This window comes from Falsiroseomonas algicola (genome assembly GCF_011040385.1).
Lineage (GTDB): Bacteria > Pseudomonadota > Alphaproteobacteria > Acetobacterales > Acetobacteraceae > Falsiroseomonas > Falsiroseomonas algicola.
In genome coordinates, this window is the sequence record NZ_JAAIKB010000001.1 from 1,028,316 (window position 1) to 1,043,231 (window position 14,916).

Sequence of the window (14,916 nt, forward strand, 5' to 3'; positions counted from 1 at the left end):
CCCGGGAATGCTTGTCACGGCTGCGACCATTGCCGCGGCCCCCAGCCCGGCAGGTGGATGGCGCTGCCCGGGCGGCGGAAGGCCAGGATGACCCCCGTCGCCACCAGCAGCACCGCCAGCCCCTGCGCCGCCCCGCGCGCCGTGCGCCCGCGCAGCGCCGCACTCAGCGCCAGCATGACCACGCCCAGCACCATCGGGACCCAATGCATCAGCCGACGGTCAGCATGATCTTGCCGACATGGGCGCTGCTTTCCATCAGCCGGTGCGCCTCCGCGGCCTGCTCCAGCGGGAAGGTCGCATGGATGCGCGGGCCTGCCTGGCCGGCCTCCAGCAGCGGCCACACCTTGGCCTCCAGCGCCTGCGCGATCTCGCCCTTCTCGGCCGTGGTGCGCGGCCGCATCGTGCTGCCCGTCACGGTCAGGCGCTTCACCATGATCGGCCGCAGATCGGCATTCTCCGCGACATGGCCGTTCAGGAAGGCGATCATCACCAGCCGGCCGTCCAGCTTCAGGCAGCGGATGTTCTTCGCGAAATAGGGCGCGCCGACCATGTCCAGCACGACATCCACGCCCTTGCCGCTGGTCAGCGTCTTCACGGACTCGAAGAAATCCTCGGCGCGGTAATCGATGGCGTGGTCGGCGCCGATCTCCCGGCAGGCCGCGACCTTGGCCGCGCTGCCCGCCGTGGCGAAGACCGTCGCGCCGAAGGCCTTGGCCAGTTGGATCGCCGTCACGCCGATGCCGCTGGTGCCGCCATGGATCAGCACGCTCTCGCCCTTCGAAAGGCGTCCATGCCCGAAGAGGTTCGCCCAGACCGTGAAGTAGGTCTCCGGCAGCGCCGCCGCGCGCAGCGCGTCGTAACCCTTCGGCCAGGGCAGCGTCTGCGCCGCCGGCGCCGCCGCGTATTCGGCGTAGGCCCCGCCATTGGTCAGCGCGCAGACGCGGTCGCCCGCCTTCCAGCGCGTCACCTCGGCACCGACGGCCACGACCTCGCCCGCGCATTCCAGGCCGATCACCGGGCTCGCGCCGGGCGGAGGCGGATAGCTGCCGCTGCGCTGCGCGACGTCGGGCCGGTTCACGCCGACCGCCATCGTCCGGATCAGCACCTCATCCGCCCGCGGCACCGGCACGGGCCCACGCGCCGGCACCAGAACCTCCGGCCCGCCGCCCTTCCCATGGTCGATCAGCAGCATCTCCGCGGGCAGGTCCGGCATGCACGGCTCCTTCGTGATCAGGGGGCATGATGCCCCCTTTCCAGGCAGCATGAGGGACCATGCGGCAAGGCGCAGCGTCAAGGCCCGCGGCGGTTTCAACCGTGCCCGCATCGTCCCGGAAATTGGGACGAATTCTGTACGATGACGCAGGCCTGGGCTTGCGCCGCGAAGCCGGGCCATGGGATCGTGGCAGCGTCAGCCTTGGGGACATGAGCAAGATGCAGGGTATCGGCCGCCGGGCCCTTGTCGGGCTGGCCGGTGCGGCATTCGCAGCGCGACCCGCCTGGGCGCAGGCCCCGGCGCAGGACATCCGGCTGGGCGCCATCTTCCCGCTCTCGGGCCCTTCCGGGCTGCTCGGCGACGAATGCTTCCGCGGCGTCGAGCTTGCGGTGGAGGAACGCAACGCCGCCGGCGGCATCGGCGGGCGCCCCATCCGCCTCCTCCGCGCCGATGCGCCCGATGAACTCGCCGCGCAGACCGAGGCGCGCCGCCTGTCCCAGGGCAATGACCGCGTCGCCGCCTTCCTCGGCAGCTTCGCCACCCCCATCGCGCTGCCCGCCAGCCAGGTCGCCGAACTCGCCGGCATCCCGTATTTCGAGCTGGGCGCGCTGGCCGATGCGGTGATGGAGCGCGGCTTCCGCTGGATCTTCCGCCTCTCACCCCGCGCCGCGGACTTCGCCGCGACCGCCATTGATGCCGTCACCGGCATCGTCGCCCCTTCCCTCGGCGTGGCGCCGGAGGCGCTGAAGCTCGCCATCCTGCATGAGGACGCCGCCGGCGGGCAGAGCATCGGCGCGGCGCAGGAAGCGCTGATCCGCGTGCGGTCGCTGACCCTGGTGGAGCGCATCACCTACGCCCCCCGCGCCTCGGACCTCTCCGCCGTGGTGCAGCGGCTGCGTGGCCAGGACACGCAGGTGGTGCTGCACATCGGTGCCCCAGGCGACGAGGTCTCGCTGTTCCGCACGCTGCGCGATGCCGCATGGCGGCCCCGCATGGTGATCGGCGCTGCCGGCGGCTACGGGCTGACGGAAAGTGCCCGCAGCATCGGCGACGACCTGCTCGGCACCATGAGCGCGGACTGGACGCCCTTCGAGGTGAATGAGCGTGTCGCCCCCGGCGCCCGCGCCTTCCCGGACCTCTACCTGCGCCGCTACGGCGCCGAGCCGCGCTCCGGCCACGGCCTCGCTGCCTTCGCCGGCGCCCGCGTGGCGCTGGAAGCCCTGGCCCGCGCCGGCTCCACCGACCGCGACCGCATCCGCGCCGCCGTGCAGGCGACCGACCTGGCGGAGGGCACGACGCCCGCCAGCTGGGGCGTGCGCTTCGATGATCGCGGCCAGAACCTCCGCGCCGCGCCCGTGCTGTGCCAATGGCAGCAGGCGCCGGGGGGCGGGCTGCGCCAGGTCGCCATCGGTCCCGCCGCCGCCGCGGTGGCGGATGCCATTCCCCGGCTGGGCGGATAGGGCGGGCCCGAAGGCCCGCTCCGGCCTCAGTTCGCGGTGATGTTCGCCGCCCGCACCAGCGGTTCCCACACCGCCATCTCGCTCCGCAGATAGGCCGCGGCCGAGGCCGGCGTGCTTTCCGGCACCAGCTGCATCGCCAGTTCCGTGAGCTTCGCCTGCACCGCCGGCACCGCCACCGCCTGCGCCACCGCGCGCGCCAGCGCATCCACCACCGGCTGCGGCGTGCCGCTGCGCACCATCACCATGTGCCAGGTATAGGCCTCGTACCCCGCCACCCCCTGCTCGATCATGGTCGGGATGTTGGGCGCCAGCGGCGAACGCTGGCGCGTGCTGATGCCAAGCGCCCGCAACTCGCCAGATCGCGCATAGGGCAGCGCGGAGGCTGCGATGTCGAAGATCATCGGGATGCGTCCCGACAGCACATCCGGCATGGCGGCGGAGGAGCCGCGGAAGGGCACGTGGTTCACCCGCAGGCCGCCGGCCGCATGCATGAACAGTTCCGTCGCCAGGTGCACCGCGCCGCCATTGCCGGAGGAGGCGTAGTCGTACTTGCCGGGATTGGCGCGGATCACCTCGATGAACTCGCGCAGGTTGGTGGCGGGGAAGCTGTTGTGCACCAGCAGGATCACCGGCACCTGGCCCACCAGCGAGACCGGCGTGAAGTCCGCGATCGGGTCGAAGGGCAGGCGCGGGAACATCGCCCGCGTCACCGCATGCGCGACGGTGGTGTAGAGGATGGTGTGCCCGTCCTGCGGCCCCTTGGCAACGACATCGGTGCCCACGACGACGCCCGATCCCGTGCGGTTTTCCACCACCACGCGCTGCGGCAGCATCTTCGACATCTCATCGGCCAGCAGCCGGGCCGGCACGTCGGTGGGCCCGCCGGCGGCAAACGGCACGATCATGCGGATCGGCTGGTTGGGCCAGGTGCCCTGCGCGCGTGCACCGGCGGCCAGCGCGGGGGCGGCGAGCGCGGAAAGGGCCAGCAGATGGCGGCGACGGATGGTCGGAATCGTCATCGACGAAGTCTCCCTTTGGCCTTGTGGCGGCCGTTTCAGTCCTGGACGGACTGATGATGGGGAGACTTGTCGCGTGCGGCAACCGCCGATGTCCCGGGATGCGGGACATCGGCGGCTCTGCGCGCCGTCAGTCCACGCGGATGTTGGCCTCCCGGATTAGGCTCTCCCACTTCACCGTCTCGCTGCGCAGCCAATCGGCGGCGCTGGCCGGCGTGCTGTCGCTGACCAGCCGCATGGCCAGGTCCGACAGCCGGCGCTGCACGCCGGCATCGGCGGCCACGCGGTTGAAGGCCTGGTTCACCGCCATGATCACCGGCTCCGGCGTGCCGGACGGCGCCATCACCATGTGCCAGGTATAGGCCTCGAGCCCCGGGAAGCCCGCCTCGGCCGTCGTCGGCACGTCCGGCAGCTGCGGCAGGCGGCGGCTGTCCATCACCGCCAGGCCCCGCGTCTCGCCCCGCTGCACATAGGGCACGGCGGAGGTCGCGACATCGACGATGATGGGGATGGTGCCGTTCAGCACGTCCGGCATGGCGGCCGCCGTGCCGCGATAGGGGATGTGGTTCCCGCGCACGCCCATCTGGCGCAGCATCAGCTCCGTCGCCAGGTGCAGCGCACCGCCATTGCCGGAGGAGGCGTAGTCCAGCCCATTGCGCTCCGCCCGCAGCCGCGCCTGCAGTTCCTGCAGGGTCCGCGCCGGGAAGTCCTTGCCGACGGTGATCACCATCGGGATCACGCCGACCAGCGCCACCGGCACGAGGTCCGCCTGCGGGTCGAAGGGCAGGCGCGGGAACAACGGCCGCAGCGAGGCATGGGCGACGGTGGTGTAGAGCAGCGTATGCCCGTCCTTCGGCGCCTTCGCGGCCATGTCGGTGCCGACGACGACCCCGGCGCCCGTCCGGTTCTCCACGATCACGCGCTGCGGCAGCGCCTTGCCGATCTCCTCCGCGAACAGCCGGGCAGGAATGTCGGTCGGCCCGCCGGCGGCGAAGGGCACCACCAGGCGGATGGGCTGGTTCGGCCAGGCACCCTGGGCGAAGGCGGGGGCAGCGAGGGGGGCAGCGAGCGCGACCGCGCCGGCGCCCAGAAGGTGGCGTCGAAGCATGGGACGGTTCTCCAGGACAGGACCCGCCAGCGCGTCAGCACCGCGGGGGTTCCGTGCCTCTGCCGTCCCGGACCTTCCCGGTCAATCGTCCGGCTTGGTCAAGCTCTCGTAGAGGTCCGGGTCCGTCGCCCCCTCCGTCCCGAACAGCAGCACCCGGCTCTGGCCGTCCAGGCCCAGCAGGCCGCGGGACATCGGATCGGCCGCCGCCAGCAGCAGCGCCGCGAGGCCCGCCACCGCGCTCTCCCCGGCCACCACCGGCGGCTTGCGGCGGGCCAGCAGCCGCATGCAATCCACCGCGCTGGCATCCGGCACCGCCGTGAAGGCGTAGGTCCCGCGCTCCAGCTCCTGCCAGGCCAGCAGGCTCGGCTCCCCGCAGGCCAGCCCCGCCATCAGCGTGTCGAGCTCCCCGGGGACGGAAACCGCCTCCCCCGCCTCGGCGCTCGCCAGCAGGCAGGCGGCCTTCTCGGGCTCCGCCACGATCACCCGGGGGCCGGCGCCGAAGCGCGCCCGCATCTGGATCGCGACCGCCGCCGCCACGCCGCCGACGCCGCCCTGGATGAAGACATGCGTCGGCGCCTTCCCCTCCAGCTGCTCCGCCGCCTCATCGGCCATGACGCGGTAGCCCTGCATCACGTCCCGCGGCACCTCCGTATAGCCTTCGTAGGAGGTGTCGGAGACGACGAACCAGTTCTCCCGCTCCGCCGTATGGGCGGCGGCGCGCACGGCATCGTCATAGGTCCCCGGCACCACCCGGATCTCCGCGCCGTATTTCGCGATGGCGTCGCGGCGGCCCTGGCTGACGGTTTCGTGCACGAAGATCACGCAGCGGCAGCCGAAGCGCTGCGCGCCCCAGGCGACGGACCGGCCGTGGTTGCCATCGGTCGCGCAGGTCACCGTGATGGCCTGCGTGGCCTCCCGGTGAGTCCCCGCCGCCAGATCGGCGGAGCTCGCGGCATTCGCGACGCCCCGGCGCGCCAGCTCCGTCACCAGCAGGCGCAGCACCGCATAGGCGCCCCCCAGCGCCTTGAAGCTGCCGAGCCCGAAGCGCGGCCCCTCATCCTTCCAGTGCACGGCCGCGACCCGCGCCGCCTTCGCCACATCCTCCAGCGCCAGCAGCGGCGTCACCGCATAGCCGTCCCAGGCGGTGATCTCCGCCTTCGCGCGGCGGAAGCCGCCATCCGGCAGCACGACGACCCCCGGCGTGCCGTGCCGGCGGTTGAGAAGCAGGCGGTAGGGGCGGTCGGGGATCATGCCCCCACCTTGGCGCGGCGGCGCCGGGGCGGCAACGTGGCGCCCGGAATCGATGCGGGGGCGACGATGCAGGTCACGATCCTGGGTGGCGGGGGGTTCCTCGGGCGCAAGCTGGCGGCCCGCTTCGCCGCCGATGGCGCCATCGGGGGCAAGCCCATCACCGGCCTCACGCTGTTCGACCTGAACCAGCCCGCGCCGCTGGATGCCCCCTTCCCCGTCCGCTGCCTGGCCGGTGACGTCGCCGATGTGGCGACGCTGAAGGCCGCGATCCCCCCCGGCACCACCACCATCATCCACCTGGCCGCCGTGGTCAGCGCGGCGGCGGAGGCCGATTACGACCTCGGCATCCGGGTCAACATCACCGGCACCCAGGCGCTGATCGAGGCCTGCCGCGCCCTGCCCGCGCCCCCGCGAATCGTCTTCACCTCCTCCGTCGCCTCCTTCGATGGCGGGCAGGATGCGATGGTGCCGGATGAGGGGCGCCAGCTTCCCACCAACAGCTACGGCGCCCAGAAGGCGATCGGGGAGCTGCTGCTGGCCGATGCCACCCGCCGCGGCTTCCTCGACGTCGTCTCCATCCGCCTGCCGACCGTCATGGTCCGCCCCGGCCGCCCCAACCGCGCCGCCAGCTCCTTCGTCTCCGCCGTGCTGCGCGAACCCCTGCTCGGCCTGCCCGCGCAGTACCCGGTGCCGGACGACTTCAAGGTCTGGGTCTGCTCCCCCCGCCGCGCGGTGGACTGGCTGGCCCATGCCGCGGCGATGGACACGGCGCCGCTCGGCCGCGACCGCGGCATCAACCCGCCCGGCATCTCCGCCAGCATCGCGGAGATGCTGGATGCCCTCGCCGCCGTCGCGGGCCCGGAGGCCCGGGCCCTGGCGAAGCGCGTGCCGGATGCGGAGGTGGAGGCGATCGTCGCCGGCTGGCCCGCCGCCTTCGCCGCCACCCGCGCCCCCGGCCTCGGCTTCGTCGTCTCGGAGACGCTGGAGGAGCTGGTCCGCGCCTTCATCGCGGATGACCTCGACGCCACGCGGCGCGACCGGGGCATGGCCTGACCCTTTCGCGCCATGCGTGCCTCCCTCCGCCTGCTGCCCGCCGTGATCCTCGCGGCCTGCGCCGCCCCCGAAAGCCCCGCGGCCCCGGCCGCGCCGGGCACCGGCGGCTGGGCCGCCCGCATCGGCGCCGGCACCTGCCTGCTGGAAGCCGCGACCGCGGCCGGCAAGGTCCAGATGGTCGCGCGGCCGGCCACGGTCGCCTTCGCCATGGGCCGCATGGACGGCGCCGGGCCGCGGCTCGATCCCGCCAGGACCGCGACGATGATCTTCGAAGGGCCCGGGGCAGGCTGGTCCATCGCCGGGCTTCCCGTCGCGCCGCGCTCCTTCGGCTTCTCCCGCCCCCGCCCGGAAGGCGGGCTGGACATCCTGCGCGCCACGCTGCCCGGCGGCACCTTCCGCGCGCCCGAACTGGACCTGGCCATCCCCATCCCCCCGGCCGGTGAGGTGGGGGAAGCCTTCCTGCGCTGCGTGGAGGCGCTGACCGACAAGCCGCTGACCGCGCCGGCGGAGGCCGGCCCGAAGGCGCGCTGACCATCGCCCTTGCCGCCTCCTGCGGCGCCCTCCATCCTCCCCGCCAAGACCCAGGGAGGAACCACCATGACCACCCGCCGCGCCCTGCTGGGCGCCGCCGCCGGCGCGACGCTGCTCGCCGCGCCCCGCATCGCCCTGGCCGCCTGGCCCGCCGACCGCGCCATCGAGGTCATCGTCCCCTTCCCGCCCGGCGGCGGCGTGGACAACATGGTGCGCCCCATCATCCACTTCGTGCAGCCGCGCCTGCCCGGCGCGCGCTTCGCCGTGGTGAACCGCGCCGGCGCCGCCGGGCAGCTGGGGTTCGAGGCCAATTTCAACGCCGCCCCCGATGGCTACACGCTCGGCGCCGTCACCAACACCGCCATGCACGCCATCGCCGTCGAACGCCGCCCGCGCTACCGGCCGGAGGATTTCACCTACATCGCGAATGTCGTCGATGACCCCGGCGGCTTCTGGGTGCGCGCCGACAGCCCCTGGCGGACGCTGGCCGATGTGCGGGACGCCGCGCGCCGCAACCCGGAGAGCATCGGCGTCGGCACCGCCGGCATCGGCAGCGACGACCACCTGCTGCAGCTGGGCTTCGAGGAAGCGGCGGGCTGCCGCCTGCTGCACGTGCCCTACAACGGCACCGCCCCGGTGATGCGCGACGTGCTCGGCGGATCGCTGCCCATCGGCAGCCTGAACATGAGCGAGGGGCTGCAGATGCTGCGGGAGGGGCGGATGCGCTGCCTCGGCCAGGGTGGCCCACAGCGCTGGGCGCCGACCGGGGAAGTGCCGACCTTCCGCGAACAGGGCTTCGACGTGCTGGGCGGCTCCGCCCGCGGCATCGCCGGCCCGCCCGGCATGCCGGCGGAGATCGTGGAGCGCCTGCGCCAGGCGTTCCGGGAGGCGCTGTCCGACCCCGCCATGATCGCGGATGCCGAGCGCACGGGCATGCCGCTCCGCCCCCTCATCGGCGACGACTACAAGCGCATGATGGCGGAGGATTTCGCGGCGATCCGCGGCCTCTGGCAGCGGCGCCCCTGGCGGGAAGGATAGGCGCCGCGCCGCGGGCGGGGGGCGGAACCCCTGCGCCCCGTGCCGGCCGCCGTGATAGCCCCGGCCTGGTCATGCCGGGACCGTCACCAATGCCGCGCCGCCCCCTCCTTGCCTGCCTTCTGCTGCTCGCGGCCTGCACGCCGCAGGGCCCGTCCCAGCCCGTGACGGGCGCGGAAGCCCCGCCGGCGGCGCCCGCGAATGCCGGCGACACGGTCGAAAGCCTCGCGGCCTCCCCGGAGCATCGCAGCCGCCTGGAAGCGGCGGCGCGGCGCAGTGCCGTCGAGTATGGATGCGCCAATGCGCAGCCGGGCCAGGCCGACGCCCCCCTGCCGTGGCGCCCCCCCGTCGCGCCCTTCATGCTGAACGACCGCCCGGTGCGGCATTCCTGGATCCAGGCCATCGCGGTGCAGGGCTGCCCCGCCTTCGACCGCGTCGTGACCGTCACCTCGGTCGCCGATAACGGCAGCGCGGCGACGAACACCTACATCATCGGCGGCAGCCAGGTGGATCCGTGGCTGGCGCGGGATGTGCTCAACCAGGCCGTCAGGCCCCTGGGCCGCATGCGCTTTCCCGGATGCGACAGCGTCGCCGTCGCCGGCACGCGGGTGACCCGCCCGCTCACCGCCAACCGCGCGGCGGGATGGGCGGAGGCCTGGACCCTGTCGGGCTGCGGCCAGCGACGGGACATCATCCTCACCTTCACGCCGACACCGACCGGCACGGGTTTCACGGCCAGCGAACCCCGCGCCACGACCCTGTGATGCGGCCCGGCCGGACTTGACCCGGCCGCGCCTGGCGCCATACGCTTAACCATAAGGTTAATCGTGAGGGGACCGCCATGGCTGCACGCCTCTTCCTGCTCCTCGGCACGCGCAAGGGCGCCTTCATCCTGGAGGGGAGCGCAGGGCGGCAGGGCTGGTCGCTGCGCGGCCCATTCTGCGACGCCTGGCCGATCAACCACGTGATCGGCGATGCCGCCACGGGCCGCATCCTGGCCGGCGGCGGCAATGAATGGTTCGGCCCCGCCGTCTGGCAATCCGACGATGTCGGCGCCACCTGGACCCATTCCAGCCAGGGCCTCGCCAACGCCGAGGGCGAGCCGCCGGTGAAGGCGGTGTGGAGCCTGGCGCTGGCGCATGGCGCGCTGCATGCGGGGGTGGAGCCCGCCGGCCTGTTCCGCAGCACCGATGGCGGCCGCAGCTTCACGGCCCTGCCGGCCTTGCAGGCCCATCCGTCCCGCCCGCACTGGCAGCCCGGCGGCGGCGGGCTGATCCTGCATCACATCGTCCCGCACCCGCAGGACCCCGCCAGCCTCCATGTGGCGATCTCCGCCGCCGGCGTCTTCCACACCGCGGATGGCGGGCAGAGCTGGGAACCCCGCAACCGCGGCACCCGCCAGGACTATGCGCCGGAGGACCAGCGCTACCCAGAGGTCGGGCAATGCGTGCACAGCATCGCCATGGCCGCCGGCAACCCCGACCTGCTCTACCAGCAGAACCATTGCGGCATGTACCGCAGCACGGATGCGGGGCGCAGCTGGACCAGCATCGAGGCCGGGCTGCCCTCCAGCTTCGGCTTCCCCGCCGCCGCCCATCCGCGCGACCCGGATACGGTCTTCCTGCTGCCGCTGAACGGCGACACCGCCGGCCGCTACATGCCCGATGCCTCCGCCGCCGTCTGGCGATCCCGCGACCGGGGGGAGAGCTGGCAGGCGCTGCGCAACGGCCTGCCCCAGGGCAATGCCTTCTTCGGCGTGCTCCGCCAGGCCATGGCGGTCGATCGCCTCGACCCCGCCGGCGTCTATTTCGGCACCGGCAGCGGGGAGGTCTATGCCAGCGCGGATGAGGGCGAGACCTGGCGCTGCATCGCCCGCCACCTGCCCACCATCACCTCCGTGGAGACGATGGTGCTGCCGTGACGGTCGCCGTCACCATCCCCGCGGCGCTGGCGCGGCTGTTCCCCGGCGCGCCGCGGCATTTCGAGCTGGAGGCGGGCACGGTGGCGGAGGCGATCGCCGCGCTCGATGCCCTGCACCCCGGCATGGCGGACCGCATCCGCGACACCACCCCCGCCATCCGCCGGCACCTCAACGTCTTCGTCGCAGGAGAGAAGGCGACGCTCGCGACCCCCCTGCCCCCGGGCAGCGAGGTGCTGGTGATGACCGCGATCAGCGGCGGATAGGCGTCAATGCCCCTCGGGCTGGAAGAAGGTGCCCACCGCCGCCGCCATCGCCGTGCGCCAGGCGACATAGCCGGTGATCCCCGTGGCGATGGCCAGCGCCGCCCAGCACAGGGCGGGATGGAAATCCTCCACCATCAGCAGGATGGCGAAGGCGGCCGCGGGGAAGGTGAAGCTCCACCAGACGATGCTGAAGGGCAGCGCCGCGAAGTGCCGCGCCATGGAGAGCAGCACGGCGGCGATCAGCACGGCGAGGCCCGTCAGCGACAGGCTCGCCCCGCCCGCCTGCCCCGTCAGCGCCACCAGCGCCAGCGCGCCGACGGCCGGCGGCGCCAGGAAGATGGCGACCGAGGGCAGCAAGGGCGCCGGCAGCTTCGGCCCCGCGAAGAAGCGGTGCAGCAGCAGCGGCATCATGATCAGCCACAGCAGCAGCCCGACGCCGAACATCATCCAGGACGCGTCGAGGAAGCCCATCCGCGCCCCCAGCGCCGGCGCCAGGATGTTGCCGACGAAGGGGATCAGCAGCGGCGGCGCCAGCATCGCCGCATCGGCGCGCCCCAGCAGCACGCGGCGCAGCAGCAGCATCGCCACCAGCAGGTGCAGCGGCACCGCCATCGCCCAGAGCGCGGCGCCGAGCCGCGGCGCATAGGGCCAGGCGGCCGCGGAGACGATCATGAAGCCGATGGTCGGCGCCGCCAGGAAGGCCAGCCGCACGGGATTCGCCGCTTCCTGCGCGAAGGCATCCGGGTGCCGCCACCACCGCGCCGCCTGCGCGGCGACGATGCCAAGCCACACCACGAAGGTCAGCGCGAGCAGCGCTTCCCCCACCAGCCCCGGCACCCCCAGCGTCTGCGCCGCCTGCCGCCAGGCCAGGCCAGCGCCGCCCAGCCCCATCGGCATGGCAAGCAGCGGCAGCGGCAGGAAGGCCAGCGTCGGCGCCGTGCGCATCACCCGGTCGATCTTCACAGCGTCACGCTGCCCCTGAACATCGGCACGCAGCCGCCACCGACCGTCGCCCGGATCCCATGCGCGGTCCGCCGCGCCGTCGTCCGCAGCACGCTCGGCCGCCCCATCTCCACACCCTGGGTCATCACCCAGGCGCCCTCCTCGGCCCCCGACAGGTGCAGCAGGAAGCCGGCGAGCGGCGTGGCCGCGCTGCCCGTCGCCGCATCCTCCCAGGTGCCGACCAGCGGGGAAAACATGCGCGTCCGCAGCCCCTCCCCCTCACGCCGCCACAGATACAGCGCGAGCTTGCCGCCCAGCGCCGGCTCGGAGGCCACCGCGCGGCGGAAGGCGCCGATGTCCGGCGATGCGGCCGTCATCGCCGCCTCCGTCACCTCCACCAGCAGCCGCGGATTGCCGCCATCGCTGGCGATGGTGGGCGGGTGACGCGCGGTCACAACGCCGGCGGGATCGATCCCCGCGCAGGCGGCCGCGATCTCCACGCTCATCGTCGGCCCGAGCTTGAGGGGCTGCGGCGCCGCGATGGTGGCCCCCGTCACGGCCCCCGCGCCATCCCGCTCGATCCGCACCTCGACCAGCCCGGCGATCTCCTCGAACCGCAGCACCCCATCCACCGCGCGGTCCGCCAGCACGTAGCCCGTGCCGACATTGGGATGGCCCGCGAAGGGCATCTCCGCCGTGCGGTGGAAGATGCGCACGCGCGCGGTGTTCGCCGCATCCGCCGCCGGCAACACGAAGGTGGTCTCGGAGAGGTTCATCTCCGCCGCCAGCGCCTGCATCTCGGCATCCGTCATGCCCCGCGCATCGGGGAAGACGGCCAGCTGGTTGCCGCCGAAGCGACGGTCGGTGAAGACATCGACCGTCACGAACTCGAATCTTCTCAAGACAGCTGCTCCACCCGCGCGGGGTCCATCGTCACGCCGTGGCCGAGCGGCCCATGCCCCTGGCCGAGCCCCGGTGCGGCCAGCATCGCCGCCCGCACATAGGCCCGCGCGCGCACCACGGCGTCCCGCAGCGCCATCCCCTGCGCCAGCCCGCAGGCCAGCGCGGAGGCGAGGGTGCAGCCCGTGCCATGGGTGTGGCGGCTCTCTATCCGCGCGCTTTCGAAGCTCTCGGTGCCCTCGGCGGTCGCCAGCAGATCGGTCAGCACCGGGCCTTCCATGTGGCCACCCTTCAGCAGCACCGCCTTCACGCCGCGGCCGAGCAGCGCATCGGCGGCGCGCCTCATGTCGTCCACGGTCGCGATCGACAACCCCGTCAGTGCCTCGGCCTCCGGCAGGTTGGGCGTGATGACCGCCGCCATGGGCAGCAGCCGCGCGGTCAGCGTGGCCACGGCCTCCGGCGCCAGCAGCGGATGCCCGCCCTTGGCGACCATGACCGGGTCCGCCACCAGCGGAATGCCCGGGCCGAATTCCGCCAGCGCGCCGCACACCGCCTCGATGGTCGTCGAATCAGCCAGCATGCCGGTCTTGATGGAATCGGCGCCGATATCCTCCAGCACCATGCGGATCTGGAGGCGGATGAAATCGGGGGCCACGCCGACCACGCCCTGCACCCCCAGCGTGTTCTGCGCCGTCAGCGCCGTTACCGCCGTCGCCGCGAAGCCGCCCAGCGCCGTCACGGCCTTGATGTCCGCCTGGATCCCCGCGCCGCCGCCGCTATCCGACCCCGCGCAGACCAGGACGCGCCCGCTCATTCCGCCGCCCCCGCCTTGCGCAGCGCCCCCGCCGCCGCCCGCGCGCGGATCAGCGCCGCCAGGTCGTCGACGGTCGCGCGCATTTCGCCCTCATCCTCGGCTTCCGCCATCACCCGGATCAGCGGCTCCGTCCCGCTCGCCCGCACCAGCACGCGCCCGCGCTTGCCGAGCCGTTCACCGGCGGCCGCGATGCCCTCCGTCACCTCTGCATCCTTCAGCGGGGAAGCGCCGGTGTAGCGGATGTTCACCAGGCGCTGAGGCAGCGGCGCGAAGCGGCGGCAGACCTCGCTGGCCGGGCGCCGCTCCTCCACCAGCAGCGCCAGCACCTGCAGCGCCGCCACCAGCCCGTCCCCGGTCGTGCCGAAATCCGACAGGATTACATGGCCCGACTGCTCGCCCCCCAGGTTGCAGCCGGCCTCCCGCATCCGCTCCCCCACATAGCGGTCGCCGACCTGGGTACGGTGCAGGCTCAGCCCCAGCCCCTCCAGGTGCCGCTCCAGCCCGAGGTTGGACATGACGGTCGCCACCACGCCGCCGCCCACCAGCCGACCCTGCCGGTGCCAGGACCCGGCGATGGTCGCGAGGATCTGGTCGCCATCGATGACGCGCCCCTGCTCATCCACCAGCACCAGCCGGTCCGCATCGCCATCCAGCGCGATGCCGAGATCGGCGCGCCGTTCCTTCACCAGCTCCGCAAGCTTCGCCGGCGCCGTCGCCCCGCAATCCCGGTTGATGTTGAAGCCATCCGGCGTGACGCCGGTGGAAACGACCTCCGCCCCCAACTCCCACAGCACCGTCGGCGCCACCTTGTAGGCCGCGCCATGCGCGCAATCGATCGCGATGCGCAGCCCGTCCAGGCTCCGCCCCTTCGGGAAGCTCGCCTTGGCGCTCTCGATGTAGCGCCCCGGCGCATCCTCCAGCCGGTTCGCCCGGCCGAGCCTAGTCGGCGCCGCCAGGCTTTCGAGGAAATTGGGCGCATCCATCAGCGCCTCGATCTCCGCCTCCTGCGCGTCGGACAGTTTCAGCCCGTCAGGCCCGAACAGCTTGATGCCGTTATCCTCGAAGAGGTTGTGGCTGGCCGAGATCATGACGCCGAGGTCGCAGCGCAGGCTCCGCGTCAGCATGGCGATGGCCGGCGTCGGGATCGGCCCCACCAGCATCACATCCATCCCCGCGCCCACGAAGCCCGCTGTCAGCGCGGGTTCCAGCATGTAGCCGGACAGGCGCGTATCCTTGCCGATGACCACGCGATGCCGGTGGCTGCCCCGGTTGAAGAAGCGCCCCGTCGCCTGGCCGAGCCGCAGCGCGGTGCCCGCATCCATCGGCGGCTGGTTGGCCTTGCCGCGGATGCCATCGGTGCCGAAAAGCTTGCGAGGGGGCGTGCTCATGCCGGGCGTTCTAGCGCCCCG

The 14,916-nt window shown here is 73.0% G+C and carries 16 protein-coding genes; 7 read left to right on the forward strand and 9 right to left on the reverse strand.

The window, feature by feature from the left end:
• Positions 1–14: 14 nt before the first annotated feature.
• The gene (locus G3576_RS04960; protein WP_164693179.1) at positions 15–209 is read right to left on the reverse strand and encodes a hypothetical protein; all 195 of its coding nucleotides are present in this window, start codon (positions 207–209) and stop codon (positions 15–17) included.
• Positions 209–1,213 carry an NAD(P)H-quinone oxidoreductase gene (locus tag G3576_RS04965; RefSeq protein ID WP_164693180.1) on the reverse strand — a complete coding sequence of 335 codons (1,005 nt, stop codon included), beginning with the start codon at positions 1,211–1,213 and terminating at the stop codon, positions 209–211. The genes G3576_RS04960 and G3576_RS04965 overlap by 1 nt, the downstream gene beginning before the upstream one ends.
• Positions 1,214–1,422: 209 nt before the next feature.
• On the opposite strand from G3576_RS04965, the gene G3576_RS04970 reads away from it, so the two are divergent.
• The gene (locus G3576_RS04970; protein ID WP_164693181.1) at positions 1,423–2,673 is read left to right on the forward strand and encodes an ABC transporter substrate-binding protein; all 1,251 of its coding nucleotides are present in this window, start codon (positions 1,423–1,425) and stop codon (positions 2,671–2,673) included.
• A gap of 26 nt (positions 2,674–2,699) precedes the next feature.
• On the opposite strand, the gene G3576_RS04975 is transcribed toward G3576_RS04970, so the two are convergent.
• The 3 genes from G3576_RS04975 to G3576_RS04985 all read right to left on the reverse strand — a co-directional run bounded on the left by G3576_RS04975 (position 2,700) and on the right by G3576_RS04985 (position 6,048).
• A complete protein-coding gene (locus G3576_RS04975) occupies positions 2,700–3,692 on the reverse strand; it encodes a tripartite tricarboxylate transporter substrate binding protein (protein WP_164693182.1) in 993 nt (330 codons plus the stop codon).
• A 127-nt stretch (positions 3,693–3,819) separates the two neighbouring features.
• A complete protein-coding gene (locus tag G3576_RS04980; RefSeq protein WP_164693183.1) occupies positions 3,820–4,797 on the reverse strand; it encodes a Bug family tripartite tricarboxylate transporter substrate binding protein in 978 nt (325 codons plus the stop codon).
• 81 nt (positions 4,798–4,878) lie between these two features.
• Complete coding sequence (locus G3576_RS04985) at positions 4,879–6,048, reverse strand: diaminopropionate ammonia-lyase (protein WP_164693184.1); 1,170 nt, start codon at positions 6,046–6,048, stop codon at positions 4,879–4,881.
• Positions 6,049–6,114: 66 nt separating this feature from the next.
• Between G3576_RS04985 and denD the strand changes: the two genes are divergently transcribed.
• From denD to G3576_RS05015, 6 genes are all read left to right on the forward strand, one after another.
• Positions 6,115–7,101 (forward strand): D-erythronate dehydrogenase, encoded by a 987-nt coding sequence (gene denD, locus G3576_RS04990; protein ID WP_164693185.1) that lies wholly within the window; start codon positions 6,115–6,117, stop codon positions 7,099–7,101.
• A gap of 12 nt (positions 7,102–7,113) precedes the next feature.
• On the forward strand, positions 7,114–7,632 hold the full coding sequence (locus G3576_RS04995) for a hypothetical protein (protein ID WP_164693186.1): 519 nt from the start codon (positions 7,114–7,116) through the stop codon (positions 7,630–7,632).
• Positions 7,633–7,698: 66 nt separating this feature from the next.
• Complete coding sequence (locus tag G3576_RS05000) at positions 7,699–8,670, forward strand: tripartite tricarboxylate transporter substrate binding protein (protein ID WP_164693187.1); 972 nt, start codon at positions 7,699–7,701, stop codon at positions 8,668–8,670.
• An 89-nt stretch (positions 8,671–8,759) separates the two neighbouring features.
• Positions 8,760–9,431: a hypothetical protein gene (locus G3576_RS05005; RefSeq protein WP_164693188.1), complete on the forward strand. Its 672-nt coding sequence runs from the start codon at positions 8,760–8,762 to the stop codon at positions 9,429–9,431.
• A 77-nt stretch (positions 9,432–9,508) separates the two neighbouring features.
• Positions 9,509–10,588: a WD40/YVTN/BNR-like repeat-containing protein gene (locus G3576_RS05010; protein ID WP_164693189.1), complete on the forward strand. Its 1,080-nt coding sequence runs from the start codon at positions 9,509–9,511 to the stop codon at positions 10,586–10,588.
• Entirely contained in the window at positions 10,585–10,851 is a 267-nt protein-coding gene (locus tag G3576_RS05015; protein WP_164693190.1) for a MoaD/ThiS family protein, read from the forward strand. The genes G3576_RS05010 and G3576_RS05015 overlap by 4 nt, the downstream gene beginning before the upstream one ends.
• Positions 10,852–10,854: 3 nt before the next feature.
• Here the strand turns inward: G3576_RS05015 and G3576_RS05020 are convergent, their stop codons facing one another.
• From G3576_RS05020 to glmM, 4 genes are read right to left on the reverse strand one after another with little or no spacing between them, the layout of a single operon-like run.
• Positions 10,855–11,814 carry an SLAC1 family transporter gene (locus G3576_RS05020; protein WP_164693191.1) on the reverse strand — a complete coding sequence of 320 codons (960 nt, stop codon included), beginning with the start codon at positions 11,812–11,814 and terminating at the stop codon, positions 10,855–10,857.
• The gene (locus G3576_RS05025; RefSeq protein WP_164693192.1) at positions 11,811–12,695 is read right to left on the reverse strand and encodes a PhzF family phenazine biosynthesis protein; all 885 of its coding nucleotides are present in this window, start codon (positions 12,693–12,695) and stop codon (positions 11,811–11,813) included. The genes G3576_RS05020 and G3576_RS05025 overlap by 4 nt, the downstream gene beginning before the upstream one ends.
• Positions 12,692–13,507, reverse strand: coding sequence for a bifunctional hydroxymethylpyrimidine kinase/phosphomethylpyrimidine kinase (gene thiD / locus G3576_RS05030; protein WP_164693193.1), 816 nt, complete (start codon positions 13,505–13,507; stop codon positions 12,692–12,694). The genes G3576_RS05025 and thiD overlap by 4 nt, the downstream gene beginning before the upstream one ends.
• On the reverse strand, positions 13,504–14,895 hold the full coding sequence (glmM, locus tag G3576_RS05035) for a phosphoglucosamine mutase (protein ID WP_164693194.1): 1,392 nt from the start codon (positions 14,893–14,895) through the stop codon (positions 13,504–13,506). Before glmM ends, thiD begins: the two co-directional genes overlap by 4 nt.
• Between the last annotated feature and the right edge of the window lie 21 nt (positions 14,896–14,916).